This window comes from Njordella aestuarii, assembly GCF_056494165.1.
Window position 1 is genome coordinate 3,084,815 of record NZ_CM151397.1, and the last position, 21,042, is coordinate 3,105,856.

Below are 21,042 nucleotides of genomic sequence, written 5' to 3' on the forward strand. Positions count from 1 at the left end.
ATGCAATGCCTGAACCCAATTACATTCGTCGCTACGGACCAGTTAGATAGCGACGGCTACTTAGCGACGGCGGTTTTGGCCTGCCCGCTTGTCTTGTCAACGACGACAAGGCGCGGAAGCTCGCTCTTACCACCATGCATCGTGCGTCGGCCATCAATGCGATGGTCAAAGACGAAAGACCCGCTCGCACTATTCCCTGTCTTTAGGCATCGCAAGACAGCGGGATATCCGCAGGTCGGGCATTCGAGTCGCAACCCGTTCTCGTCCAGCATTTGCTGAATCGAACGGGCCAGACTTTGATTTGCTGCCAAGCTGTCCAGTCGCGTGCCGACCAGCGTTTCCAATCGCCTGCCAATCGAATCGCGAAGTATCCGTCGCTGCTTCATCAAATCGAACGCTAGTATGTCGACGTTCAGGTGCGAACGATTCGGCAAGTTCTGACTCGGCTGCCAAAGCGACTGGCTGTAACGGTTGAGTATCTCAAGCGAGCTAGCAAATCCATTCAGCAATGCGTCGCGATGCAGCGGCAGCAAAGCGTCGAAACAGAGCATAACGACAATTGTTCCGTGGTTCGAAACCAAAAACGCGCCCAGCATGCGGTTCAAGTGCTCGAGATTTGCGTCGATCCACATAATGCTTCCACGGTCGGCGGCAATTTCAAGAAGCCGTAGCGTTGCTTCATCGGCCGCACCGGATGGCAGCAACGCATCGTTCAGCGGTCTTTCCTGAGCGTCATCGACAGCTGCCAACAGGGACTTGCCGTTCTCCATGACCAGCCAGGTTTGCACGGACGCCGCCCCCCAAACACGTCGCAGCAGTGACGTAAGTTGCTTTGGTGGCGTGGTTTGCGCCGCAAATCGAAGATCCATGTCGCTTGTGAATTCCGCTGCCTGCGCCAACAGTTCACGAAAATCGGATTCAAAGATCTCGAGCCGTTCGATTCCGCTTAAGCGATTCAATTCGGATAATTGTTCTGACACAAACTAAAATCTCTTGCAATCTCGTTTATACGTGTGGTATAAACCATGCTAATTCGTCGGTGAGCATGTGGAAAGTGCAACTTTCAGGAATCCGCTGACTTGTGAGGCAGCAGCGTTAATGTGAAAGCATTCGTTGCAAAGGGAATAATCGTCGTAGATCGTTTGCGCGTCGTGATTTGCGTATCCGTCGTGTGCGGCTATCCCTTTCCTGAAAGCCGGCATGGTTTTGCAAATCGCACTTTCAATGAGATAGCTGACTACTTAACCTCCAACTTTACCAATTAATTCCGTTGCTGTTCGAGCCAAACCCAACCCTTCTGCCAGATGTCGAGTGCACCCACTGAAGAGAGCGTCGAGCAGACTAAGCGTCAGATAAGGACGTTAGTCACTGAGATCGCGGATTTATCGAAAACGGAATGCTCGGCTAACGAGTATTATCCGGCAGTGTTGCAACGGATTGTTGCGGCGCTTGCGGCGCCGGGCGGCGCTGTCTGGTTGTTGGAAGGAAATACCCTCAAGCGTGCTTACCAGATTCAGGCTCAACCGGAAGTGTTGGGCACAGAGAGCGAAGATGCTGTGCGGCACAATCGCTTGTTGGGGCAGGTCTTGCAACAAGGACGACCTGAGCTAATTCCTCCTAATAGCACGTTCGGTGACAATCAAGAGTTGGCGAATCCCACATCGTACTTGCTCGTGTTGGGGCCTATGGCGGCTGACAAGCGTGCGGTCGGTATGATCGAAATTTTCCAGCGACCAGACGGTCAAATTGAAGCTCAGCGCGGCTACCTTCGTTTCCTCGAGCACGTACTCAAGCTGATCGGTGACTGGCTGAAGGGACATGCCTTTCAGGAAGTTTCGTCGCGTCAGCAACTTTGGCAACAAGCCGACGAATTTGCGAGACTAGTGCACAACAGTCTCGATCTTCGCGATACTGCATTCACGATTGCGAATGAAGGTCGGCGTTTGATTGAGTGCGACCGCGTGAGCGTTGCTACGATGCGTGGTCGTAACACGAAGGTCATTGCGATGAGTGGCCAGGATACGATCGAAAGCCGATCTAACGAAGTTCAGTCGCTTAATAATCTAGCGACACGTGTTATCCGATCGGGCGAAGCGCTTTGGTACGATGGTTCGACAGAGGAACTTCCGCCACAGATCGAAGAAGCGGTAGAGGACTACGTCGATCTTTCGCATGGTCGTACGGTTGCGGTACTTCCAATATTTGAACCTGAGAAAGCGATCGCCGGCGACGTGCTGGCGGATCGTGAAACGATTGATCAGCGAAAGCATCATCGCCGTATCATCGGCGCTATGATTGTGGAGCAAATCGAAACGCAGTTAAGCCGCGAAGAACTCGAGGGCCGCGTTGATTTGGTCTACGAACATGCATGCCGCGCTATCGCAAATTCACAGACTCACAGTAACCTTTTCCTGATGCCCCTATGGAAGCTGCTCGATCGATTGACATGGCTTTTCCGCGGTTCGGCCTTTCCTAAGACCATGTTAGTGTTAGCACTGGTGGCAGGGGCAATTGCCGCTCTTACGTTTGTGCAAATTGATTTTGACTTGAAGGGCAAAGGGAATTTAGTGCCCGCTGTCGAACACAATGTGTTTGCACATATCGATGGCGAAGTCAGCGAAGTTAAAGTCAAAACTGGTGATGTGGTCAAGGCAGGGGATGAGCTCGTTATTCTTGAGAACGCGAGTTTGGACGCTGAGCTCGAAAAGGTCCGCGGTGAATACCAACAGAAGTTGTCAGAACAGGCTTCGCTGGGCTACACCAAGAACGTCCAGAATATGACTGAAGTTGAAAAGGTGCAGGTCGACGCCAAGATTGCCGAAACGCAGCAAGTCCTCAAATCGCTTGAAACGCAATACAAGATTCTCGAAGAACGGCAAAGGCAGCTGCGTCGCACGAGTCCGATCGATGGTGTCGTTACCACTTGGGATGTCGAAAAGACACTTCGTGCGCGACCTGTTGTTACGGGGCAAGTTCTGTTGAATATTGCGGACTATGGCGCAGACTGGGAGCTTGAAGTCTTGATGCCCGAAAAGCGAATGAAGCATCTTGACGAAGCGTTTGCAAAAACGGATGCCGAATTTTTGCCCTGCGATTTTATTTTAAAATCGAACCCTGCCAAAGTGCATACAGGAAAACTATATCGGCATGCTGTGCACCAACAAGCCGAGTTGAACGCCGATGATGGAACGGCCGTCCGCGTCAGGATTGTACCTGATTCGATGGAAGGGATTTCGCGACTGCCGGGATCCGAAGTAACAGTGGATGTTAAATGCGGTAAAGCTGCCGCCGGTTATGCTTGGTTCCACGAAATCCCCGAATGGATTCGCGCGAACGTAATTTTTTAATTTAAGCGATATATGAAAATCTCCATTCAAAACTGGTCGACTTTATCTGCCGTTGTCGCATTCACCTGCCTTGCGGGTTGTGACTATATGCCTGAATCGCTAACCGGTAAGCGATCAGTAGAAACCGTCGCTATTAAAGCGGTCGGTCCCACGGGCAGGCCGTCGGGTGAACTTGCTGAAGTTACTCCAGGCGAACCACTTGCTATGGACGGGACTTCAGACTCAACCGGTGCTTCTTTTGCCAATGGTGAGTTTACAAGTTCGAATTATGGGGGGCCGGTGACGCAGCAGATTTCCCACTTGCGTACCGCTTCGCAGCAGCCGAATGGTTACACCGATGGATACTTAACCGAACAAGATGGCTCGCGAATGAAGTTCGCTCAGATCGACGCTGAGCCAGACTCGTTTTCGCAATCGCTTCCTGAAGAGGGACGATCAATAGCGAACAGTCGTCCTCTGTCGAATGAGCAAGATAGCACTTATAGCACACGCACCGACGGCAAGATTGTAATCACGAATGCACACTTGAAGTTCGTCGATGACTTGGAGATTGCCGCCCAGTCGGATGGCAAGATCACAATGTTGCAAGCTGGCGAAGGGGATTTGATTGCTGCCGATGCCGAGTTGATTCAAGTTGACGCGAGGATGGCGGCGGCAGAACTTGACGTCGCGACGAAAGAGTTGGAAGCAGCGGCCGAGAAGGCGAAAGACAAGTCGGAAATCGATTACTCCGAAGCTGCTAACAATGTCGCACAACTTGAGTTTGAAACGTCCAAAGAACTGAAGGCGAAGAACGCCGAAACTGACCAGGATTACCGGAAAAAGTGGCTTGAGGCGCGTCGAGCGGCACTGGCGATTACCGTTGCGAAACTTAAAAACAACCAGGATATGGCTGCTGTTGGCGTTAGTGAAGCAAAGAAGCGCATGGCTGAAAACCAGCTCGAGTTGCGAACGATTCGATCGCCGTTTGACGGCATTGTGGCGGAACGGAAGAAAGACCTGCATGACTGGGTTCGTGCGGGTGACGTGATTATGCGCTTGGTTTCACTCGAGAAATTGCGAGTCATCGGTTCGGTGAACGTATCTGACCTGCAAGCACCACCGCACCGGTTGCTAGGTGCGCCGGCGACGATTAACATTCGTTTGTACCCAGGTGCCTCGGAAGAAGTGCAAGGACGTGTAGGTTTCGTGTCACCCGTTATGGAATCATCCAAATCGTACAAGCTTTGGATCGAAATCCCCAACAAAGAAGTGGACGGACAGTGGCTATTTCGTGAAGGCATGATGTCCACGATTACCATTGATGCCCAGTAGCCTCGCCCGAATTCTAACCACCCCCTAGCTGTACAATTTGTATTTGCTAGTTGCTAAAGAACTGCGGACGCTAAGTTCGTAAAATTTAATCATTGCATGACTACTCTGGCTGACTCGCTAGTAAACAGTGCGCAGCGACCGCTACAATTGCGGAAGCGTCCGGACTTGGACGCGCGCCGGCATCAATATCACGGGCGAGCCTATTGGGTAATCAAAGAGCCTGTAGGTTTAAACTATTTTCGCTTTCACGAGGAAGAGTTCGCCATCCTTAACTGGTTGGATGGACATCGTTCGCTTGAGTCGATCCGCGAACAGTTTCAGGCGAAGTTTGCACCGCAACGAATATCGCTGCAAGAGCTCCAGCAGTTTGTTGGGATGCTGCATCGCAGCGGTTTGGTGATCAGCAATGCTACCGGGCAAGGTCGCGAGCTTCGACGACGCGGCGATAAAAAGAAAAGAAAAGAGCGACTTGGCAAACTCGCCAATGTCTTTGCGTTACGATTTCGAGGGATTGATCCGGAAAAAATTCTAAACAGACTGTTGCCCATTTTTGGCTGGCTATTTACGCCGGGCGCTTTGATTGGTGCGTTGACATTCGGTTTGTGTGCGTTGTTGCTCGTGTTTGTGCAATGGCAGACGTTTAAGACCAAACTTCCGACCTTTGAGCAATTTTTCGCTGCCGACAACTGGCTGTGGCTTGGTCTAACGATGGGGATCGTCAAGATTCTTCATGAATTCGGCCACGGTTTGTCTTGTAAAAAGTTTGGTGGCGAGTGTCACGAGATGGGCGTTATGCTGCTTGTGTTTACGCCTTGCTTGTATTGCAACGTTTCTGACTCCTGGATGTTGCCTAACAAGTGGCAGCGCGTATTCATTGGCGCGGCAGGAATGTACGTTGAGCTGATCCTTGCGTCATGCGCGACGTTTTTGTGGTGGTACAGCGAACCGGGTATGTTTAACTTCCTGTGCCTGTCGGTGATGTTTATCTGTTCGGTATCAACCGTCGTTTTCAACGGCAATCCGTTGTTACGTTTTGACGGTTATTATATCTTGATGGATATCCTGGAGATCCCGAACCTTCGGCAGAAGAGCACCGAAACGCTAAAGCGATGGTTTCAACAAACCTGTCTCGGTCTGGAGCTTCAAGACAATCCTTTCCTACCACATCGCAAGAAAGCGTGGTTTGCTCTCTTTACGATAGTAGCGTCGGTATATCGATGGGTCGTTGTATTTGGAATCATTTGGTTTTTAAATCAGGTCCTCAAGCCTTACGGCCTGGAAACCCTTGGCCGAACTATCGCAATGGCTGGAGTGATCGGCATGTTCGCGCAGCCTGTAATTCAAACGTATAAGTTTTTTAAGACACCTGGAAAGGCTGCAAAAATGAAGCCCAAGCATGTATTAACGACGCTGGCGGTTGCGTCGGCTATCATTGGTTTCGTCTGTTTTGTGCCGCTGCCGTACCACGTAAATTGTGCCTTTGAGATTCAGCCGCAGGATGCCCATCAGGTCCGAGTCATCGAACCAGGTGCGCTGTTGACCTTATACAAACAGCCAGGCGACTATGTTCGCGCAGGAGAGCCGATCGCACAGCTTCAAAATCTAGAACTTGATTTGCGACTGGCAGATGCCGAGAGTTCGCGAGAACACGCTGAAGTGCAGCTTAAGCATTTAGAGATGCAGGCGGCTGTTGATCCAAAAGCGGGCGCGTCCATTCCTGCTCAGCGAGATCTGCTGCAGACTAGTATAAACCAAGCGGAAAAGGCGCGAGCCAATCGAAGCAAACTTCAATTAGTAGCCCGTCGTGATGGAGTCGTTATTGAGCCCCCTGCCAAGCCTGATGAATCGAAGAAAGCCGGCGACAATCAGTTGCCAGGCTGGTATGGATCGCCTTTCAAACCAGCTAACAAACAAGCTTTCTTCTCCAAAGCCGATCTCTTGTGCTATATCGCTGATCCGACCGCGATGGAGGCAGTTTTGATTATCGATCAGGCAGATATCGATCTCCTGGACAAGGACGGTAAAGATGATGTCGAGATGATGCTCGATTCAGCCAGGCTTAACAGTATCCACGGTAAAATCGCCAAAATTTCACAGTCAGAGATCCGAGAAGCTCCGCAATCGCTAGCTGCTCAGTCAGGTGGAGGGTTGGATGCAATCGCAGATGCGTCTGGGCGATTAAGGCCTATCAGCACGTCCTACCAAGCTCAGGTTCCGATCAACGAGTCACATATACCGTTGCGAACTGGTTATCGGGGGCAGGCAAAAATACATGTTCATTGGCGTTCGCTGGGCTGGCGACTGGCACGATTGGTTACGAAAACATTTAAGTTTGACTTTTAAATCGATTCTCCGGTCCGATTTGTTGTGAAGTTTTATTGTTGTTCACTATCCGACCTGGGATGCAGTTGCTTTTCATGCTACAACATAAATTGCAACTCATTCTAGAAGTTAGCATCGGGCATGTAGTTTCCGATGAATCCTGAGCGGATAGTTGACCGAATTTTCGAGTAGTAGTTTTTCAGCTGCCTCAGGCGAGGCACAAGGAGTTTTTGGATGGCAAGCGACGAGTCTAAGACGCAAGATGAAGAAAAGGGTGCAGCAGTCGAACCACAACGCGCCGCACAACAAACCGTACAAGTACAGGTGAAGGACGACGAAGCGCTTGCTTTGTACGCAAACTTCTGCCGCGTAACTGGCTCACCAGAAGAGCTAATTATCGATTTTGGTTTGAACCCACAGCCAGTTGGCGTCCCCAAAGATCCGATCCACGTCAAGCAACGGATTATTCTAAACTTTTTCACTGCGAAGCGGCTGTTGGCTGCGCTTCAGATGTCCGTTCAGCGTCATGAAGCTGTCTTCGGCGTTCTTGAAACAGACATCAACAAGCGTCTGCGAGTTCAACAACAGAACGGCTAGACAGCTGACGTATTGCGCCAGTTGATCGCTTCGCTCGTGGGGGCAGGGCTACATCAACAGATTTTGAACAGTGCGGCATTTGCGATAATCGCGAGTGCCGTTTTTTATTGACCAGCGACATTTTTTCTCGCCGCACATTGTTAAAAATGCGCGATCAAAATCGTGGAGTCCTTCTTTTAGACCTGTTCGTGCGGTACAACGAAATCTGAATCTGGTCTAGCTTTCGTTGTTCTCGATAAAGAGTTCGATCCATGAAACTGTCTGCACACCAAATACTCAGACGATTGAGCCGCCGTGATTTTATCCGGGCGGCATCATTATTCTCTTTCTCGACTCTGGCTTTGCGGCGTGGATACGGATTCCAGACAAACCCGGTGTTTAAACAAAATCCGTTTACCCTCGGGGTAGCATCCGGTGATCCTACGCCGGATGGATTTGTTCTTTGGACGCGTCTAGCTCCTGATCCATTGGGCGGTGGCGGTTTAGGGCCGGAGCCGATTCGCGTTCGCTGGGAAGTCGCAGCTGACGAAGGTATGCGCGAGATCGTGCAGCAAGGTGAGGCCACAGCAACGATCGATCTTGCGCACTCGGTTCACGTCGAACCACAGGGACTCAAGGCCAACCGTCCGTACTGGTATCGCTTTCATGCTGGCGATGCGACCAGTCCCGTTGGTAAAACTGCAACATTTCCAAACATCGACGAGGCCGTCGACAAATTTCGCTTTGCGTTTGCTTCTTGCCAGCATTACGAGCATGGATATTACCACGCTTATGCTGACATGCTAAATCAGAATCTTGATTTGATTATTCATTTAGGCGACTACATATACGAAGGCGCTGGGACTCAGGGTAAAGTTCGTTCAGTTCCTGGTAAAGAGCTGAATTCTCTCGCCAGCTATCGCGATCGATTTGCGATATACAAATCAGACGAGAACTTGCAGGCTGCACATGCCCATTGTCCATGGATCGTTACTTGGGATGACCACGAGTTCGATAACAATTACGCCGCGGATCACTCCGAGGAGCCGGATGTCGACCCCGTAGAATTTTTAGCGCGTCGAGCGCGTGCGTACCAAGCCTACTACGAGCACATGCCACTTCGTGCAGCTCAGATTCCACACGGTGCCAACCTGCAGCTCTATCGAACGGTTAACATCGGAAAGCTTCTGTCATTCCAAGTGCTGGACACTCGTCAGTATCGAACTCCACAGCCGTGTGGGGACCACAACAAACCGCCTTGCGACGGAGTATTTGATCCCAGCGCAACGCTGCTTGGATCCGAGCAAGAAGCTTGGCTACAGAGCCAGTTGAGCAAGTCCGAATCACAGTGGAACGTGCTCGCGCAGCAGATCATGATGGGCCGTGTTGATCGCGATCCTGGCGATGGTATTCGGTGGAGCATGGACCAATGGGCAGGCTATCACGAGCCTAGAACGCGTTTGCTGAAATGGCTGGAAAGCAACAAAATAAGTAACCCAGTCGTTTTAACCGGGGACATTCATACGAATTGGGTAAATGATTTAAAAGTTGACTTCGACGACGAAAGTGCATCGACCGTTGCCACCGAATTCGTCGGGACTTCGATCAGTTCCGGCGGAGAAGGCATTGATCGACGCGAAGATGCGGACGGCGTTTATCGGGACAACTCGTTTGTTAAGTTCTACAATGGTGATCGTGGCTACGTTGCTTGCGAGATTGACAAGAATGAGTGGCATTCCGACTATCGAGTTGTAAAGAGCGTAACATCGATTGAATCAGAGTGCTTTTCAAGAGCAAAATTTGTCGTCGAGAACGCCAAGCCCGGCGCAGTCCGCAGTAGCTGACGTAACAACCGATTTCAGAAACTCTGATCAATCTAAAATCTCTGGATTGCCCAGTCGTTGTTATCCAAATTCGCATTCTGTATTAAGGCGAAACAAGGCTGCCAGGGAATTACTTCTATCGCGAATTCGTTTGGGTTGTCACCCATTATTCGAACGTGCCGCAATCGTGCCGGTTGAAACTATTGTTTGGCTCTTCTGGTAGCAATACATTGTTACCTATGAGGATGAAGGAAGAGTAAAAGCCGTAGCGAGGTGCGCTTATGTCTTGCGCGGCTGCCGTCGCCCATACAACTTGCTGTAGGTTTTGAGCTTTTCAATCCGGAGACGTCAATGAATTCAGCTCTGGCGACTGATGTAACCAATCTTCTTCAACTGATTAACGATGGTCAAATAGAAGCCTGGGATAAATTACTTCCCGCCGTCTATCATGAACTTCGTGCCGTGGCAGCGGCCAAGCTTCGAAGTGAACGGTCAGACCATTCGTTCCAAACGACGGATTTGGTCAACGAAGCCTTCGTTCGATTAATCTCGAGCGACAAGCCATGCACTTTTCAAAACAAGCGACATTTCTTTAATGCTGCTGCGGAATCGATGAGGCGTATTCTGGTCGACGCAGCGCGACGACGATCGGCGGCGAAACGAAACTCGGGCAGAGTTCGGCAAGAGATTGCAATTGAAGAATTGCCTTCCCCTATTGCATCGCTCGATTTAATTGCCCTACATGATGCCTTGGTTAGTCTGGCAGGTATACGTCCCGACATCGCGGAGTTGGTAACTCTCCGGTATTTCGCCGGGTTCACAATCAGGGAAGCGGCTGACTGTATGGGGATTTCTTTACGCACGGCAAATAACTATTGGGCGTATGCCAAGGTTTACCTTCTCAAGCAGATCGAAAAAGATGGCTGGTAACGCTTGGTAAGAACAGGCTTACTTTGGGATGTGCATGCGTTGTGCTGCGATCATACTTTGCTTGGCCAAGCCAACGATATTCAATGCGTTGTAGGTGTCTTCGAGATTTTCGACTCGTTGCACCAAGCTCGTAACACTGCGATGGAACTGTTGAAGCATCCGCTCGCAAGCAGTTGTTTCGTACTCTAGGCTTTCTTGATGGCGGCCGGCTGAATCGAACCATACCAGACTGGTCGGCAAGTCGATGAAGGCTAAACCGTTCTCGCAACAAACCTGGATCGCGGCCGGTGGACGAAACGCGATCGCTTCGTGCCACTGAGCCGGAATGTAGGCGCCACACGAAATTTGAGCCAACACCGAATCGGTATCGCGCTCTGGATCGCCAAAACCCAAGGATACGACTTGGTAGTCGGACGCCGTGGGGTTTACTTTGAAGGGATGACGAATCGCTTGGACCCAAGATGGTTCATCGTGAACCAAATAGCGGCACCAATCTACAAGCTCAACCAGTTCTCGTTCGGCGCGTTGAGACAAAGTGCGAGCTGACTTTTCGACCTCGATAGAATCATTCTGCAAGCGTCGATGGCAAAAGAGCAATCGCGGTGGCCCCAATCTAGTTGCGATTAACTCCTTCAAGCGAACTGTAGCGGGTGCATGCCGCCGCGGTAGTTCGGTAACAAAAGCGATCCCAGTTGCCTGTACGCGCGTTTTGATCACTTCCATCGAGTTTGCATCGAGTTCGACATCCGAACCGCAAAAGACTGCTTTGCCAGCTTCACAAGCAGCATAGATCGGAAGGTGTCCGTACCAGTCCGATTCGAACATCATGATCGCATCCAGATCGCTGCGGTTTACCATCGATCGGAAACTATCTTCTTTAGTCGCGTCAAACTGATGAGCCACTTGATCGGCAAGTGCGTTGACCGAGTTATAGACAGATCGAATCTCGAACCGATCCCGCATCTGCAATAGCATGGGATAGTAGAGCGACTTCCAATCGCGACTTTGACCGATTAATCCAATACGAAGCTTCATAGATGTTTGGCGACAAGCATAGATCCCTCTGCATATCAGGAGCAGTTTAGCATTTTTGTCGCTGCTTGAAATCGACGGTATTGCTAGATTTTTTGCAAGGTGCCACTTTTTTCAACTTCCACAGGTCAATGGAACGCGCTAATAGCAATGAAACCCCGCAGCAGACTATGTTTTACCGGATGATTCTTGGATCAAAGCTTCCGCCGTGACTGACAGGAGTTCGCTGCGATGCGTTTCCTTGTTCTTGACAACGTGCAAATATGTTCCCACATACGGTTCGGTGACTCGCGCCTTGGCGTCAAGTGGAGCGACAATCAGAATCTGCAATCCAAAGCGTTCGAATAGATCGAGCGCATACTCGGCATGTTGATCGTCGCTACGCGAGAACATCTCGTCGATCATAACGAAGTGGAATTTATCACTGTTGGTCGCGTGCGGATCCAAATCATATTGGTATGCGATGGCTGCGACGAGCACCAGAAAAGCCAATTTACCTTTTTCGCCACCCGATTGACCTGTTCCACCATCGTAGTGACTTCGGGCTTCGCCTGTTGCCTCTACAATTTCCCTTGCCGCAAAGTTAAACCAGTTCCGAACGTCAACGACTTTTGCACGCCACCGTTCGTTCCCTTCATCACGCAGTTTCGCAACGAGCCTTTCTAGCCTTCCAAACGTCGCTTCATTTGCCTCTGCGATGCCGTCCAAAGTGCCGCTCAGGCAACTTGCGATCTCGCGGCGAAAATCTTGGATTTCACGATCTGCAACGTCGCTCAACTCCAAACGCATGAAAGTTCCAGGCTTCCATTCGAGCATCCTCAGAGCCGAATTGAGTTGGTCAATCTTCCCCCGTATTTCGTCACAATCATTTTCAAGCGAACCATGCAGCAAGCCTACTTCGTGCAAAACTTTTTCATTCAGTCGTTGTCGAAAGCGAAGCTCGTGTTTCGGTAGGTCGTCGTTCGCGATGCGTTCGTAAAGAGCCATGAAACTTGAGAGCGATGCGACATCAGCATCCAAGTCTGACTGCTCATCGGGAAATCGTTTAAGAAAGCGAGTCATGCCACTCGTCAACTCTCTAGAAATCGGAGCCAATCGGGACTGTAGTTTGTCCCGCTGATCGCGAAGCTTACTTTCAAACTCGTATGGCAAGGTAGTAATGTTTTCAATCGATAGTCCCTTGCCCAACATCTTGCCAAGTTCAGCGAACTGCGCCAGTGCACTTTTCGCAGTGTCAGAGTCGCTGTGCTTATCAATAAACTTTTGCGAGTTCTTTAGCAATACGCTGCCGGATTTGAGCTCCGTTGCTAAAGTCGTTCGCCGCGCGATTAGGTCGTCGCGATCTTGCGTATACCCACGAACCTCCGCTTCCAACTTCTTCCGACGTCCCTTTAGGTCACCAACCAAATCGCTCGAATCTTCCAATTGCTGCTTTTCCAGTCGCAACCGACTAGCCTCAAATTCGTGCCGCGAGTAGTCGATGCTTTCATAGTCTTTGACGGCAAGAGCCTGATCGAGCATCCCGATTGCTTCCGACGCATGGTCAATTTCGGAAGATAAAGCTTCGGATCTCGCCATAAGACCGTTAAGCTCAACCATCAGTCCGTCCACACCCGCACTGACTGCAGCTTCTTTTGATTTCCTGTCCCATCCTAAAACGTAGTAACGGGCATCATCACCGCGGCTGCGATCGTCTTTTTCATGGCGATTCAAGTTTGATTTAAAGTGCCGATGCTTCGTCATCGCGGCCCCGTTTACCCGCTGGAACTCTTCGATGGTGTCGCAGGCGGAGTAGTCGAAACGACGCTCAATCTCCTCTTGTATCCAGGAACTTAACGAGTGGTCAGTTCGGTACAAAAGTTTGCTCGCGAGCGTATTTCCTTTTGCAACAATTCTTGAACGATTGTTGGTTGGGAGAACTCGGAGGTATACGAGCCGCTGCCCATTTCCTCGGGCATCTTTTAAACGAGTTTGATCAATGAAACGAGCGACGCGCGCGTAAAGCTTGTCTGGAACGAGAAGACTGCGGGCGAAACCATAGAGAACGTGTTCAATCGATGCTTCCCAGTCGCTCTCTCCTTGAGCGACTGCGATTAATTCGGCAGCGAAGGGCAGGTCTTCGATCGTCAGTTCCAACTGTTTGCAAATGTGCTCGCGCATCGACAACAAAGACTCTGGCAAATTGCTCTTGCAATCACGCGCAGCAGCCACTTCGGCCGATTCACCTGCGATGCGTTGCTTGAGCGTTCCAATTTCAAAGTCGAGTGAGCTAGCTTGGAGACGAAGATTCTGACGTTGCGATGACCACTCTTCGCGTTTCGCACGAATGGCACTAATCGCTTTTGTATATTGGTCTGGAGAGGTAATCTTGATTCGCAGTCCTGCGGTGTTGAGTTGGGATTCGAATCTTTCAAACGCAGCCAGCTTTACTTTTTGCAGTGCCTCTTCGTGCGCGATTAAATGTGGCAATTGTTTCAGATGATCGCCGCCAGCTCCTTCAATGTCGATCGTCGTACGGGCAATCGAATTTCGCAGCTCTGTTTGCAACGCATCGATACGGCCTATCTCATCATTTAAGGATTGGATTTGGAGAGTCCAATGATCCACCAGCGGCTTGAGCAACTCAACTCGTTGATAGGCAAAGAAATGCTCACTCGCCTCCAACCGTCGCTGCGCATTCGCCAGTTCTGCCTGCCGCTCGCTATAACGCAACGCAGTCTCTGCCAAGGGACGCAACAGTTCTTCTTGCTGTCGAACACGCGTCAAGCTACGGTGAGCCTCGCTCAACTCCGTAAAGTGGTTAAGCAGTCTGTCGACACGGTCCTTCCACGGTTTGATCTCGAGCATATGTTGCCGGATAAACAGATCAAGTCGTTGGACATCTTTGACCGCGACCGTTTGATTGAAAACGTCCATAGCCTTATCGCGAAAGCCAGCCTTACGCTGAATCCAGGCCAAGTATTGCTTATAGCTGTTCGTAGTTTGATAGCCTTGGCTGCGAAGGTGCTTCGCAACATTGCTAGCCGCTTTTAACTTGGCAAGATCTTGAACGATTCCATGCTCGCCATCAGCAAAGGCATAGACCTTTTCTACCGAGCCATCCGTGTTCAAATATAGAATCTGGCTCAGGGTAAACGAAGTGCCGAGCGTTGCATTTTGGAAGCAAGCGAGCAACGCAGTATAATGCCCTTGCCCACTGCGAAGGTATTGGATTTGCGGGCGACCACCCTCGCCTACTGTGCGATCGTAAGCGCCTCGAATATATGTCTTCTCATCGCGTTCATTTTTAGTAGCACCCGCGGCCACGTTGTAATTGCGCGTGTTCGGCCTAACCAAGAGTGTCAGCAGAGCATCGACTAGCGTGGACTTGCCAGATCCATTTTCGCCTACGAGAAGTGTAGTTTCTCCCTGCGGCAAAACAGAGTATACCTTTCCGTCAAAAGTACCCCAATTAAATACCTCGAGCTTTTGCAGGCGAAATCCGGGCAATGGCGGACGTTCGTGACCATCGAAATCGATTGTGTCCATCGCTTTATTCTGTTTTAACATCCGTCAACTCTCGAGTTTCATCAATGGAATTTTCCAGTGGAACGGCCTGGCGATTTAGTTCTGCGGCAGCAACTAGGCTGTCCCTCAAAGTTTCAAGGTCTTCCAAAGGTAATCGAGCCTTGATAATCCGGCGAACTTCCCAAGAGACTGGGTCCTTCTCGAATTGTCGCACAAACTTGAGTTCCTCTAACTTACGAAACGTAGCCAGCAATGACTTATTGAGTCGAACGGCATCCTTCTCGTTCGGAAAAAAAGCCTGCCATGTTTCTAAAAACTCTGCCTGAGAAATCACTAGACGTTCGTTCTGCAGATCTTCTTCTTCAAATTGCCGAAGTTGATCACGCAGCAAGACACTCAAGAGCGTCGCATCGTAAGATAGTGGCGATCTGCGAAAGAGACGTGGCAGTGCCTCTTGCTCGGAGGTCAGTTCGTTTTCCTCCGCCTGCCTGAGGTACGCCATCCCGTCTGCTTCACTCGTGATTAACTGCAAGCCGATTTTGGCGAAGTAATCCGTCAGTCGCGAAACGTTTCTGCACAAAATCTCCCAAAGATCCGCATTGTCATCGCTGTAGACAACTCCCTGCAACAAACGGATGGCTACTGCGCTCCATTCAACAATATCTTCGTCTTGATGCGATGACGCATGGACTCTCGCACTGGAGTCTAATTTGGCTGGGCTCATTTGGGGCGACGTCCTATGGAACTCGATTTAGATTTTGGACTAAAACGTACGTAGGGAATCTTGATAACAATCGGAGCGCCACTCCACTGTGGCTCGGAGATGGTTATAAACTCCTGTTGGTCGGAATCAATCAAATGGCCGTCGTCATGGGCGATTTGAATGTAGCCTAACAAGTCGATTACGCCACCGCTGAATTGTGTTGCTTCGGCAAGTTGACCGAGCGTTGTCGATGCGCCAAGATACGTGGCTTCGTTAATTGTTCGTCTAAGCTTTCGAAAATCGAGCCGTTGCAGCTTGGCGAACGAGGATGCCATCTTTTGCACTTGAGCCAGATCCACCACGTGCGGCGCCGGTTCGCTTAAGTCAAAGTGCACGCTCGGCTTCCAGAACGTTCGAGCAAACGGCGATGCTATTTGCGGGTCAGTGTCTACAAGCAGCTCGCAATTCTCGGGGACCGTTCCTTGCAACTGCAGGGCGGCTTTCTTTATATCCTGAAGGATTGAAGAGAGTCGCTGTCGATGAGCCGCCGATTGAGCATCTAGCAACCTGCGAAGCGTTGCGGACAGTCTGGCAGTCGTTTTCATCACCTTGTCCGCTTCAGCAAGCAAGGCTGGAACCATCCGTTGCAATCGAAGCATCGATTCGTCTTCGGTTGCAAGCGCTGAAAGCTGTTTTACATCCTGAATTGTCCGGCGTAGTGCCGCTTGCTGAGCAGGAGAAAACAAAAATCGCACGAAGGCAAAAAAGCTAACTCCTTCATCTTGTTCTTTGAGTAAATCTTCGGCGTCTAGGGCATAACCAAGAATCGTACCCCGAGTCATGTCTCCCTTGGCTTGCCGCTGCTGAACCTCGCGCGTGATCTCCTGAAAGCGTTCTTCAACCGCGCGAAAATCAGACTGAAGCGCCTTGAGCAAATCAACAGCAGTCTGAAAACGCTCACGCACTTGTCCAGGTTGATAGACCTCCACGGAGTCACCTGACTCGATTGCAAAGATTTCGGCGTTGATTAGGTCTCGCTGTTGCCGAAGATAGTTGAGTCTTTGTTGTGGGTCTGCAGACGCGCGGCGCACGAGATCTTCAAGCGAATCGATCACCAATCGAAGTCTGCTCTCAGTGCCTACAAGAGCGGTACTCTTGGATAGTGAGGCGTCCAAAAAATGGATTGCGTCTTCTGCAAAACGCGTCAGTTGAAATTGCGGTTCCGAACTGTTCGATTCTAAAAAACGCGTCAGCCAACCATTCTCTACCCACTGATTTAGATATCGATCGGCATTTCCCGGCAACAACTCAGGCTCAGTTGCGTGCAAGTCATCTTGATAGGTTACTAGCTGCGTTTTCAGCTCAAGGTAGCCGACAGCGATCGACTCTCCTGATTTGAAAACATGATTGAGAAATTCAACTACCAGTGGGGCGTAGTCTGACCTAAGAAGGCGCGCGGTGGGCGAAGCGTCGAAAAACGATCGTAAGCTTTCTCGTTGCATGGGTTTGGGTACTGAGAGTCTCGACATACGCCCATTATCGCTGCCGAGCCACAAAAACGAAGGCTCGCAAGCCGTCTCTGCCACAGAAACAGGCAAAATAACCTCGAAAACCGATGGAAATCAGACATTTTTGCTTACCTGCAACATTCTGCTCGATGCGCGACAGCTCGTGAGAAAGCGTCCGAGTGAGGCAGTTTTTGCAGAGGGTTGGCGCGCTCGAATCGGCTAGCATACAAGATGGGCCGACGCGCAGGCCTTCCCACGCCGCCGCCTTTCTTAAAGAGCAGGACTAGTTCTCGAGCGGCATTTTCGACGTTTCCCCTTGTGGGCTGGCGAGAGAATCGGTTGGCCAGTGACCGGAACTCGCGCTATGGTTGAGTATTTTCCGCTTCGAATTTGTATGCCTTTGCGTTATAAAAGTGCAGGGCGGACAGGTCGAGCTACCACACTTTCAGCCGTAGAGAAATAGATGACGTTGTTGATTAAGAATGGCCAAATCGTTACAGCCACCGACTCTTATGTCGCCGATGTCCTTTGCGAAGGCGAATCGATTGTCGCAATTGGCAATGAACTTGATTGTCCCGCCGGAACGGAAACAATCGACGCGACCGGCAAGTTCGTCATGCCGGGGCTGATCGATCCACATGTTCACATCTACTTGCCTTTCATGGGCACTTACGCCAAAGATACTTATGAATCGGCAAGCAGGGCTGCTTTAGTCGGCGGCACAACTACTTTGATCGAAATGTGTTGCCCCAGCCGAACGGAGAACTCGCTGGAGGCCTTCGAACTCTGGCTCAGCAAAGCGCAAGGTAAGTCGGCTTGCGATTTCACTTTCCATATGGGCGTCTCGCGTTTTGATCAGCAAACCGCAGATGACCTCAAGGAGATTGTAAAGCGGGGGATTGCCAGTTTCAAAGTCTTTCTTGCTTACAAGGGATTCTTCGGCGTCGATGACGATGAGCTCTATCAAACGCTCAAACTCGCAAAAGAGCTTGGCGTAATTGTCACCGCGCATTGCGAAAATGAGACTTTGATCGCTCGTCGGCAACAAGAATTATTAGCGGCTGGGATGACGGGGCCAGAGTGGCATGAGCCATCGCGTCCAACCTCGGTGGAAGCTTCTGGCGTCGCTCATCTGATGGCTTTTGCAAAAATGACTGATGCCAGCGTCTATGTCGTCCATACCAGTTGCCGTGAAGCTGTCGAGCAAGCAGTGGCTGCTCGCGAGCAAGGCGTGAGAGTGTGGATCGAAACGGTCGCGCCTTACCTCGTGTTCGATGACACCTACGCGCAACTTCCGAATTTCGAAGGTGCCAAGTATGTAATGTCGCCTCCAATCAGATCGATTGAAAACCAAGTATATCTTTGGAACGCGTTAAAAAATGGAGTAGTGAACACGGTTGCCACGGACCATGCGCCATTTGACTTCAAAGGTCAGAAAGAGATGGGCCGCGACGACTTTACCCTTATTCCAAATGGGATTCCTAGCGTAGAGAATCGTATCGATGTCCTCTATAGCTACGGCGTTTGCAAAGGACTCATCGATCTAAATCGGATGGTCGATATTGGTAGCACCCAGGCGGCAAAACTGTTCGGGCTATTCCCTCGCAAGGGCACAATCGCGGTCGGCAGCGATGCCGACCTGCTCATCTACGACCCAACCTACCGCGGTAAACTTTCGGCCAAGACGCATCAAATGGCGACCGACTACAGCGCATTCGAAGGTTGGGCTGTCGAGGGACGCGCTGATACAGTGACGGTAAGAGGAAAAGTGCAAGTTCGTGACGGCAAATTCGTCGGCGACCAACAACACGGGAAATTTTTGCAACGACCCGTGACGCATTAATGATGTGTTTTTATAACCAGTCGCTGGAAACGAGCAGTGGTTGAAAAGCCACTAGGGGGCCGTTGATCGCGGGATTGCCGGGACTGTCTCGGTCATCATGGCTTGCAGTTCCGCGCGAGTAACTACATCATCCACGCCCGGCTCAAGGGCAAGATACCTCTTAAGCTTCGCGATATCAGCGACTGGCAGATTGCTCGATTCAACGACGGCGATGCGGCCCTGCATCGAAACCTGAGTGGCTTGATAGAGGTCAGCACGCGGGCTCTTGGAGATCCGCGACATCAATTGCGGAGCAGGAACGGTGTTCAGCGACAGCTCATCTCTTAACTGTGTCGCACTCAACGTGGTCCTTACTTGGGAATTGGTCGCCGTCTGATTTTGATTCATGCGGTTGTTGTTAAGCCGGTTTCCGCCCAAGCCGCCAAGGCCTCCAATACCGCCGAGCCCGGTACCAAGTCCGCCAACGCCACCAACTCGAGTGCTTGTGCCAAACCCTGTCGTCCCGCCCGCTCCCGAAGTCGGTCCACGCAAGTTGCTTGTTGCGCCAAATGGTAGTCGTCCAAGGCTGACGCTGCCGACAAAGCCGCTGGTCGAAGGTTGGAAGACGGAATTTCCGCCTTGGCCGCCGCCCGTGCCACCGAAACCGCTGCCGGTGCCGCCGCCAAAACTACCTGTTCCGCCGCCTGTTCCTCCGCCAAAGCCGCCACCCGTGCCGCCGCCGAAACCACCCCCCGTGCCGCCACCAGTCCCGCCGCCAAAGCCTCCGCCCGTGCCACCACCAGTGCCGCCGCCAAATCCACCACCCGTACCTTGGGCCAGCAATTCGGCGCTTCCGATCATACATAGTGAACCGGAGAGCACTAAAATCTTAAGACAATGAAATCTTGAGTTCTTCCTCATAAGGCACCTGCAAAGGACTTGTTCGCGGCAATGGAACGGTCTGGTCGCGACAAAACCGCCAACAGACTTCAATCTCATTATACCCCAAAGTGCAGCCTAAGTAGCGTTTTGGCAGTAGATCGCTAATTTGGAAGGATTTTACATCTCGCAAGAAGGTGCTGATTCGCGAACGATTCACAGCTCAAACGATCGCGACGTACGCCTTTTAAAAAATCAGCGAGAAGCGTTAATTACACTCAAGTTCCAGAGTTTGACAGCCGCAGCCTTGAGGGTAACCGCGAATGTTCGTTATGGACACTTACACGCTTGCCGAGCAAGCAGTGCCTCAAACAAATAAGTCTGAGGCACTGACTGGAAAGAACTGACTGGAAAGGATAGTCGACTAATACGAGGTTGCAGGCGACGCCGCACCCACCGTCACGGCGGGAAGTCCAGCGAGCTCGCGTGCTGGATTGAGCATTTCAGCCGTACGCGAAGCTCCAACACGCGTCACACCCATCTCCATCACTTTCACCAATGTCTCATAGTCCCGCACGCCCCCGGCGGCCTTGACTTGCACCGGAGCACTGACATTGTCCAGCATCAACTGCAAGTCGGGAATCGTCGCACCAGACGTTCCGTAGCCAGTGCTCGTCTTTACCCAATCGGCATCGCAATCACAACAGATCTTGCAAAGTTGAATTTTATGTTCATCCTGCAGGTAGCAGTTCTCGAAAATCACTTTGACTTTGCGACTTGCTGCATGCGACATTTCTACGATTTGCCGTATCTCTGATTCGACTAACTTGTAATTGCCGCTCAAGACCGCCGAGATATTAACGACCATATCCAGCTCGATACAGCCTTCCTCAATCAGCTGCTCTGCTTCAAACAGTTTTGTCTTCGTAAGATTTGCACCATGGGGAAAGCCCACCGTACTGCTAGGCACGACATCGGTTCCCTTGAGTCTTTCTACACAGTGCTTGTGATACGCTGGCATGATGCAGATGCTCGCAACGTCATATGCGATTGCAAGATCAATTCCCGCATCGATCTGCTGCTGAGTCATCGTCGGAACGAGCAAAGAATGATCTATCAGTTTCGAAATGCGACGATAATCGTAAGCCATCGATAATACCTCGGGAGCTTGCAAGCAGGTTAAAGTGTAAAAGGAAAGGTTCGACCTTTCCGCGTCGTTCATTTCCGACAGCACTGCGTTTGAATTAAACAAGATGCATGCGTGACTTTCGGATTTCAG

14 protein-coding genes are annotated in these 21,042 nt (G+C 50.9%); 7 read left to right on the plus strand and 7 right to left on the minus strand.

Translation table 11 applies throughout. The features are described 5' to 3' along the window. Positions 1-56: 56 nt before the first annotated feature. The gene (locus SH451x_RS12090) at positions 57-980 is read right to left on the minus strand and encodes a hypothetical protein (RefSeq protein WP_479362711.1); all 924 of its coding nucleotides are present in this window, start codon (positions 978-980) and stop codon (positions 57-59) included. Between the two features lie 324 nt (positions 981-1,304). Here SH451x_RS12090 and SH451x_RS12095 point away from each other — a divergent pair, with 324 nt between their 5' ends. The 6 genes from SH451x_RS12095 (at position 1,305) to SH451x_RS12120 (ending at position 10,312) form a co-directional block, all read left to right on the plus strand. Beyond that, a complete protein-coding gene (locus SH451x_RS12095; RefSeq protein ID WP_479362712.1) occupies positions 1,305-3,347 on the plus strand; it encodes an efflux RND transporter periplasmic adaptor subunit in 2,043 nt (680 codons plus the stop codon). Between the two features lie 12 nt (positions 3,348-3,359). Further along, a complete protein-coding gene (locus SH451x_RS12100) occupies positions 3,360-4,661 on the plus strand; it encodes an efflux RND transporter periplasmic adaptor subunit (RefSeq protein WP_479362713.1) in 1,302 nt (433 codons plus the stop codon). A 96-nt stretch (positions 4,662-4,757) separates the two neighbouring features. Further along, positions 4,758-7,004 carry a hemolysin D gene (locus tag SH451x_RS12105; RefSeq protein ID WP_479362714.1) on the plus strand — a complete coding sequence of 749 codons (2,247 nt, stop codon included), beginning with the start codon at positions 4,758-4,760 and terminating at the stop codon, positions 7,002-7,004. Between the two features lie 213 nt (positions 7,005-7,217). Next, the gene (locus SH451x_RS12110; RefSeq protein ID WP_479362715.1) at positions 7,218-7,580 is read left to right on the plus strand and encodes a DUF3467 domain-containing protein; all 363 of its coding nucleotides are present in this window, start codon (positions 7,218-7,220) and stop codon (positions 7,578-7,580) included. A 251-nt stretch (positions 7,581-7,831) separates the two neighbouring features. Beyond that, complete coding sequence (locus SH451x_RS12115; RefSeq protein WP_479362716.1) at positions 7,832-9,403, plus strand: alkaline phosphatase D family protein; 1,572 nt, start codon at positions 7,832-7,834, stop codon at positions 9,401-9,403. Between the two features lie 330 nt (positions 9,404-9,733). Beyond that, entirely contained in the window at positions 9,734-10,312 is a 579-nt protein-coding gene (locus SH451x_RS12120) for an ECF-type sigma factor (RefSeq protein WP_479362717.1), read from the plus strand. A gap of 18 nt (positions 10,313-10,330) precedes the next feature. Here SH451x_RS12120 and SH451x_RS12125 read toward each other — a convergent pair whose 3' ends face one another. From SH451x_RS12125 to SH451x_RS12140, 4 genes are all read right to left on the minus strand, one after another. Further along, positions 10,331-11,347, minus strand: coding sequence for a Gfo/Idh/MocA family protein (locus SH451x_RS12125; protein ID WP_479362718.1), 1,017 nt, complete (start codon positions 11,345-11,347; stop codon positions 10,331-10,333). Positions 11,348-11,512: 165 nt separating this feature from the next. Beyond that, a complete protein-coding gene (locus SH451x_RS12130) occupies positions 11,513-14,893 on the minus strand; it encodes an ATP-binding protein (protein WP_479362719.1) in 3,381 nt (1,126 codons plus the stop codon). Then, positions 14,877-15,575, minus strand: coding sequence for a DUF4194 domain-containing protein (locus SH451x_RS12135; protein ID WP_479362720.1), 699 nt, complete (start codon positions 15,573-15,575; stop codon positions 14,877-14,879). Before SH451x_RS12135 ends, SH451x_RS12130 begins: the two co-directional genes overlap by 17 nt. Then, on the minus strand, positions 15,572-17,056 hold the full coding sequence (locus tag SH451x_RS12140; protein ID WP_479362721.1) for a DUF3375 domain-containing protein: 1,485 nt from the start codon (positions 17,054-17,056) through the stop codon (positions 15,572-15,574). The genes SH451x_RS12135 and SH451x_RS12140 overlap by 4 nt, the downstream gene beginning before the upstream one ends. 469 nt (positions 17,057-17,525) lie before the next feature. On the opposite strand from SH451x_RS12140, the gene hydA reads away from it, so the two are divergent. After that, on the plus strand, positions 17,526-18,905 hold the full coding sequence (hydA, locus tag SH451x_RS12145) for a dihydropyrimidinase (RefSeq protein ID WP_479362722.1): 1,380 nt from the start codon (positions 17,526-17,528) through the stop codon (positions 18,903-18,905). A 51-nt stretch (positions 18,906-18,956) separates the two neighbouring features. Here hydA and SH451x_RS12150 read toward each other — a convergent pair whose 3' ends face one another. After that, the gene (locus SH451x_RS12150) at positions 18,957-19,805 is read right to left on the minus strand and encodes a hypothetical protein (protein WP_479362723.1); all 849 of its coding nucleotides are present in this window, start codon (positions 19,803-19,805) and stop codon (positions 18,957-18,959) included. Between the two features lie 382 nt (positions 19,806-20,187). Further along, positions 20,188-20,913 (minus strand): deoxyribose-phosphate aldolase, encoded by a 726-nt coding sequence (gene deoC / locus SH451x_RS12155; RefSeq protein WP_479362724.1) that lies wholly within the window; start codon positions 20,911-20,913, stop codon positions 20,188-20,190. Positions 20,914-21,042 lie beyond the last annotated feature (129 nt).

Coding starts and splice junctions, on each gene's coding strand:
- SH451x_RS12095 (WP_479362712.1), top strand. CDS start 1,305: ATGTCGAGTGCACCCACTGAAGAGAGCGTCGAGCAGACTAAGCGTCAG.
- SH451x_RS12100 (WP_479362713.1), top strand. CDS start 3,360: ATGAAAATCTCCATTCAAAACTGGTCGACTTTATCTGCCGTTGTCGCA.
- SH451x_RS12105 (WP_479362714.1), top strand. CDS start 4,758: ATGACTACTCTGGCTGACTCGCTAGTAAACAGTGCGCAGCGACCGCTA.
- SH451x_RS12110 (WP_479362715.1), top strand. CDS start 7,218: ATGGCAAGCGACGAGTCTAAGACGCAAGATGAAGAAAAGGGTGCAGCA.
- SH451x_RS12115 (WP_479362716.1), top strand. CDS start 7,832: ATGAAACTGTCTGCACACCAAATACTCAGACGATTGAGCCGCCGTGAT.
- SH451x_RS12120 (WP_479362717.1), top strand. CDS start 9,734: ATGAATTCAGCTCTGGCGACTGATGTAACCAATCTTCTTCAACTGATT.
- SH451x_RS12125 (WP_479362718.1), bottom strand. CDS start 11,347: ATGAAGCTTCGTATTGGATTAATCGGTCAAAGTCGCGATTGGAAGTCG.
- SH451x_RS12130 (WP_479362719.1), bottom strand. CDS start 14,893: ATGTTAAAACAGAATAAAGCGATGGACACAATCGATTTCGATGGTCAC.
- SH451x_RS12135 (WP_479362720.1), bottom strand. CDS start 15,575: ATGAGCCCAGCCAAATTAGACTCCAGTGCGAGAGTCCATGCGTCATCG.
- SH451x_RS12140 (WP_479362721.1), bottom strand. CDS start 17,056: ATGCAACGAGAAAGCTTACGATCGTTTTTCGACGCTTCGCCCACCGCG.
- hydA (WP_479362722.1), top strand. CDS start 17,526: ATGACGTTGTTGATTAAGAATGGCCAAATCGTTACAGCCACCGACTCT.
- SH451x_RS12150 (WP_479362723.1), bottom strand. CDS start 19,805: ATGAGGAAGAACTCAAGATTTCATTGTCTTAAGATTTTAGTGCTCTCC.
- deoC (WP_479362724.1), bottom strand. CDS start 20,913: ATGGCTTACGATTATCGTCGCATTTCGAAACTGATAGATCATTCTTTG.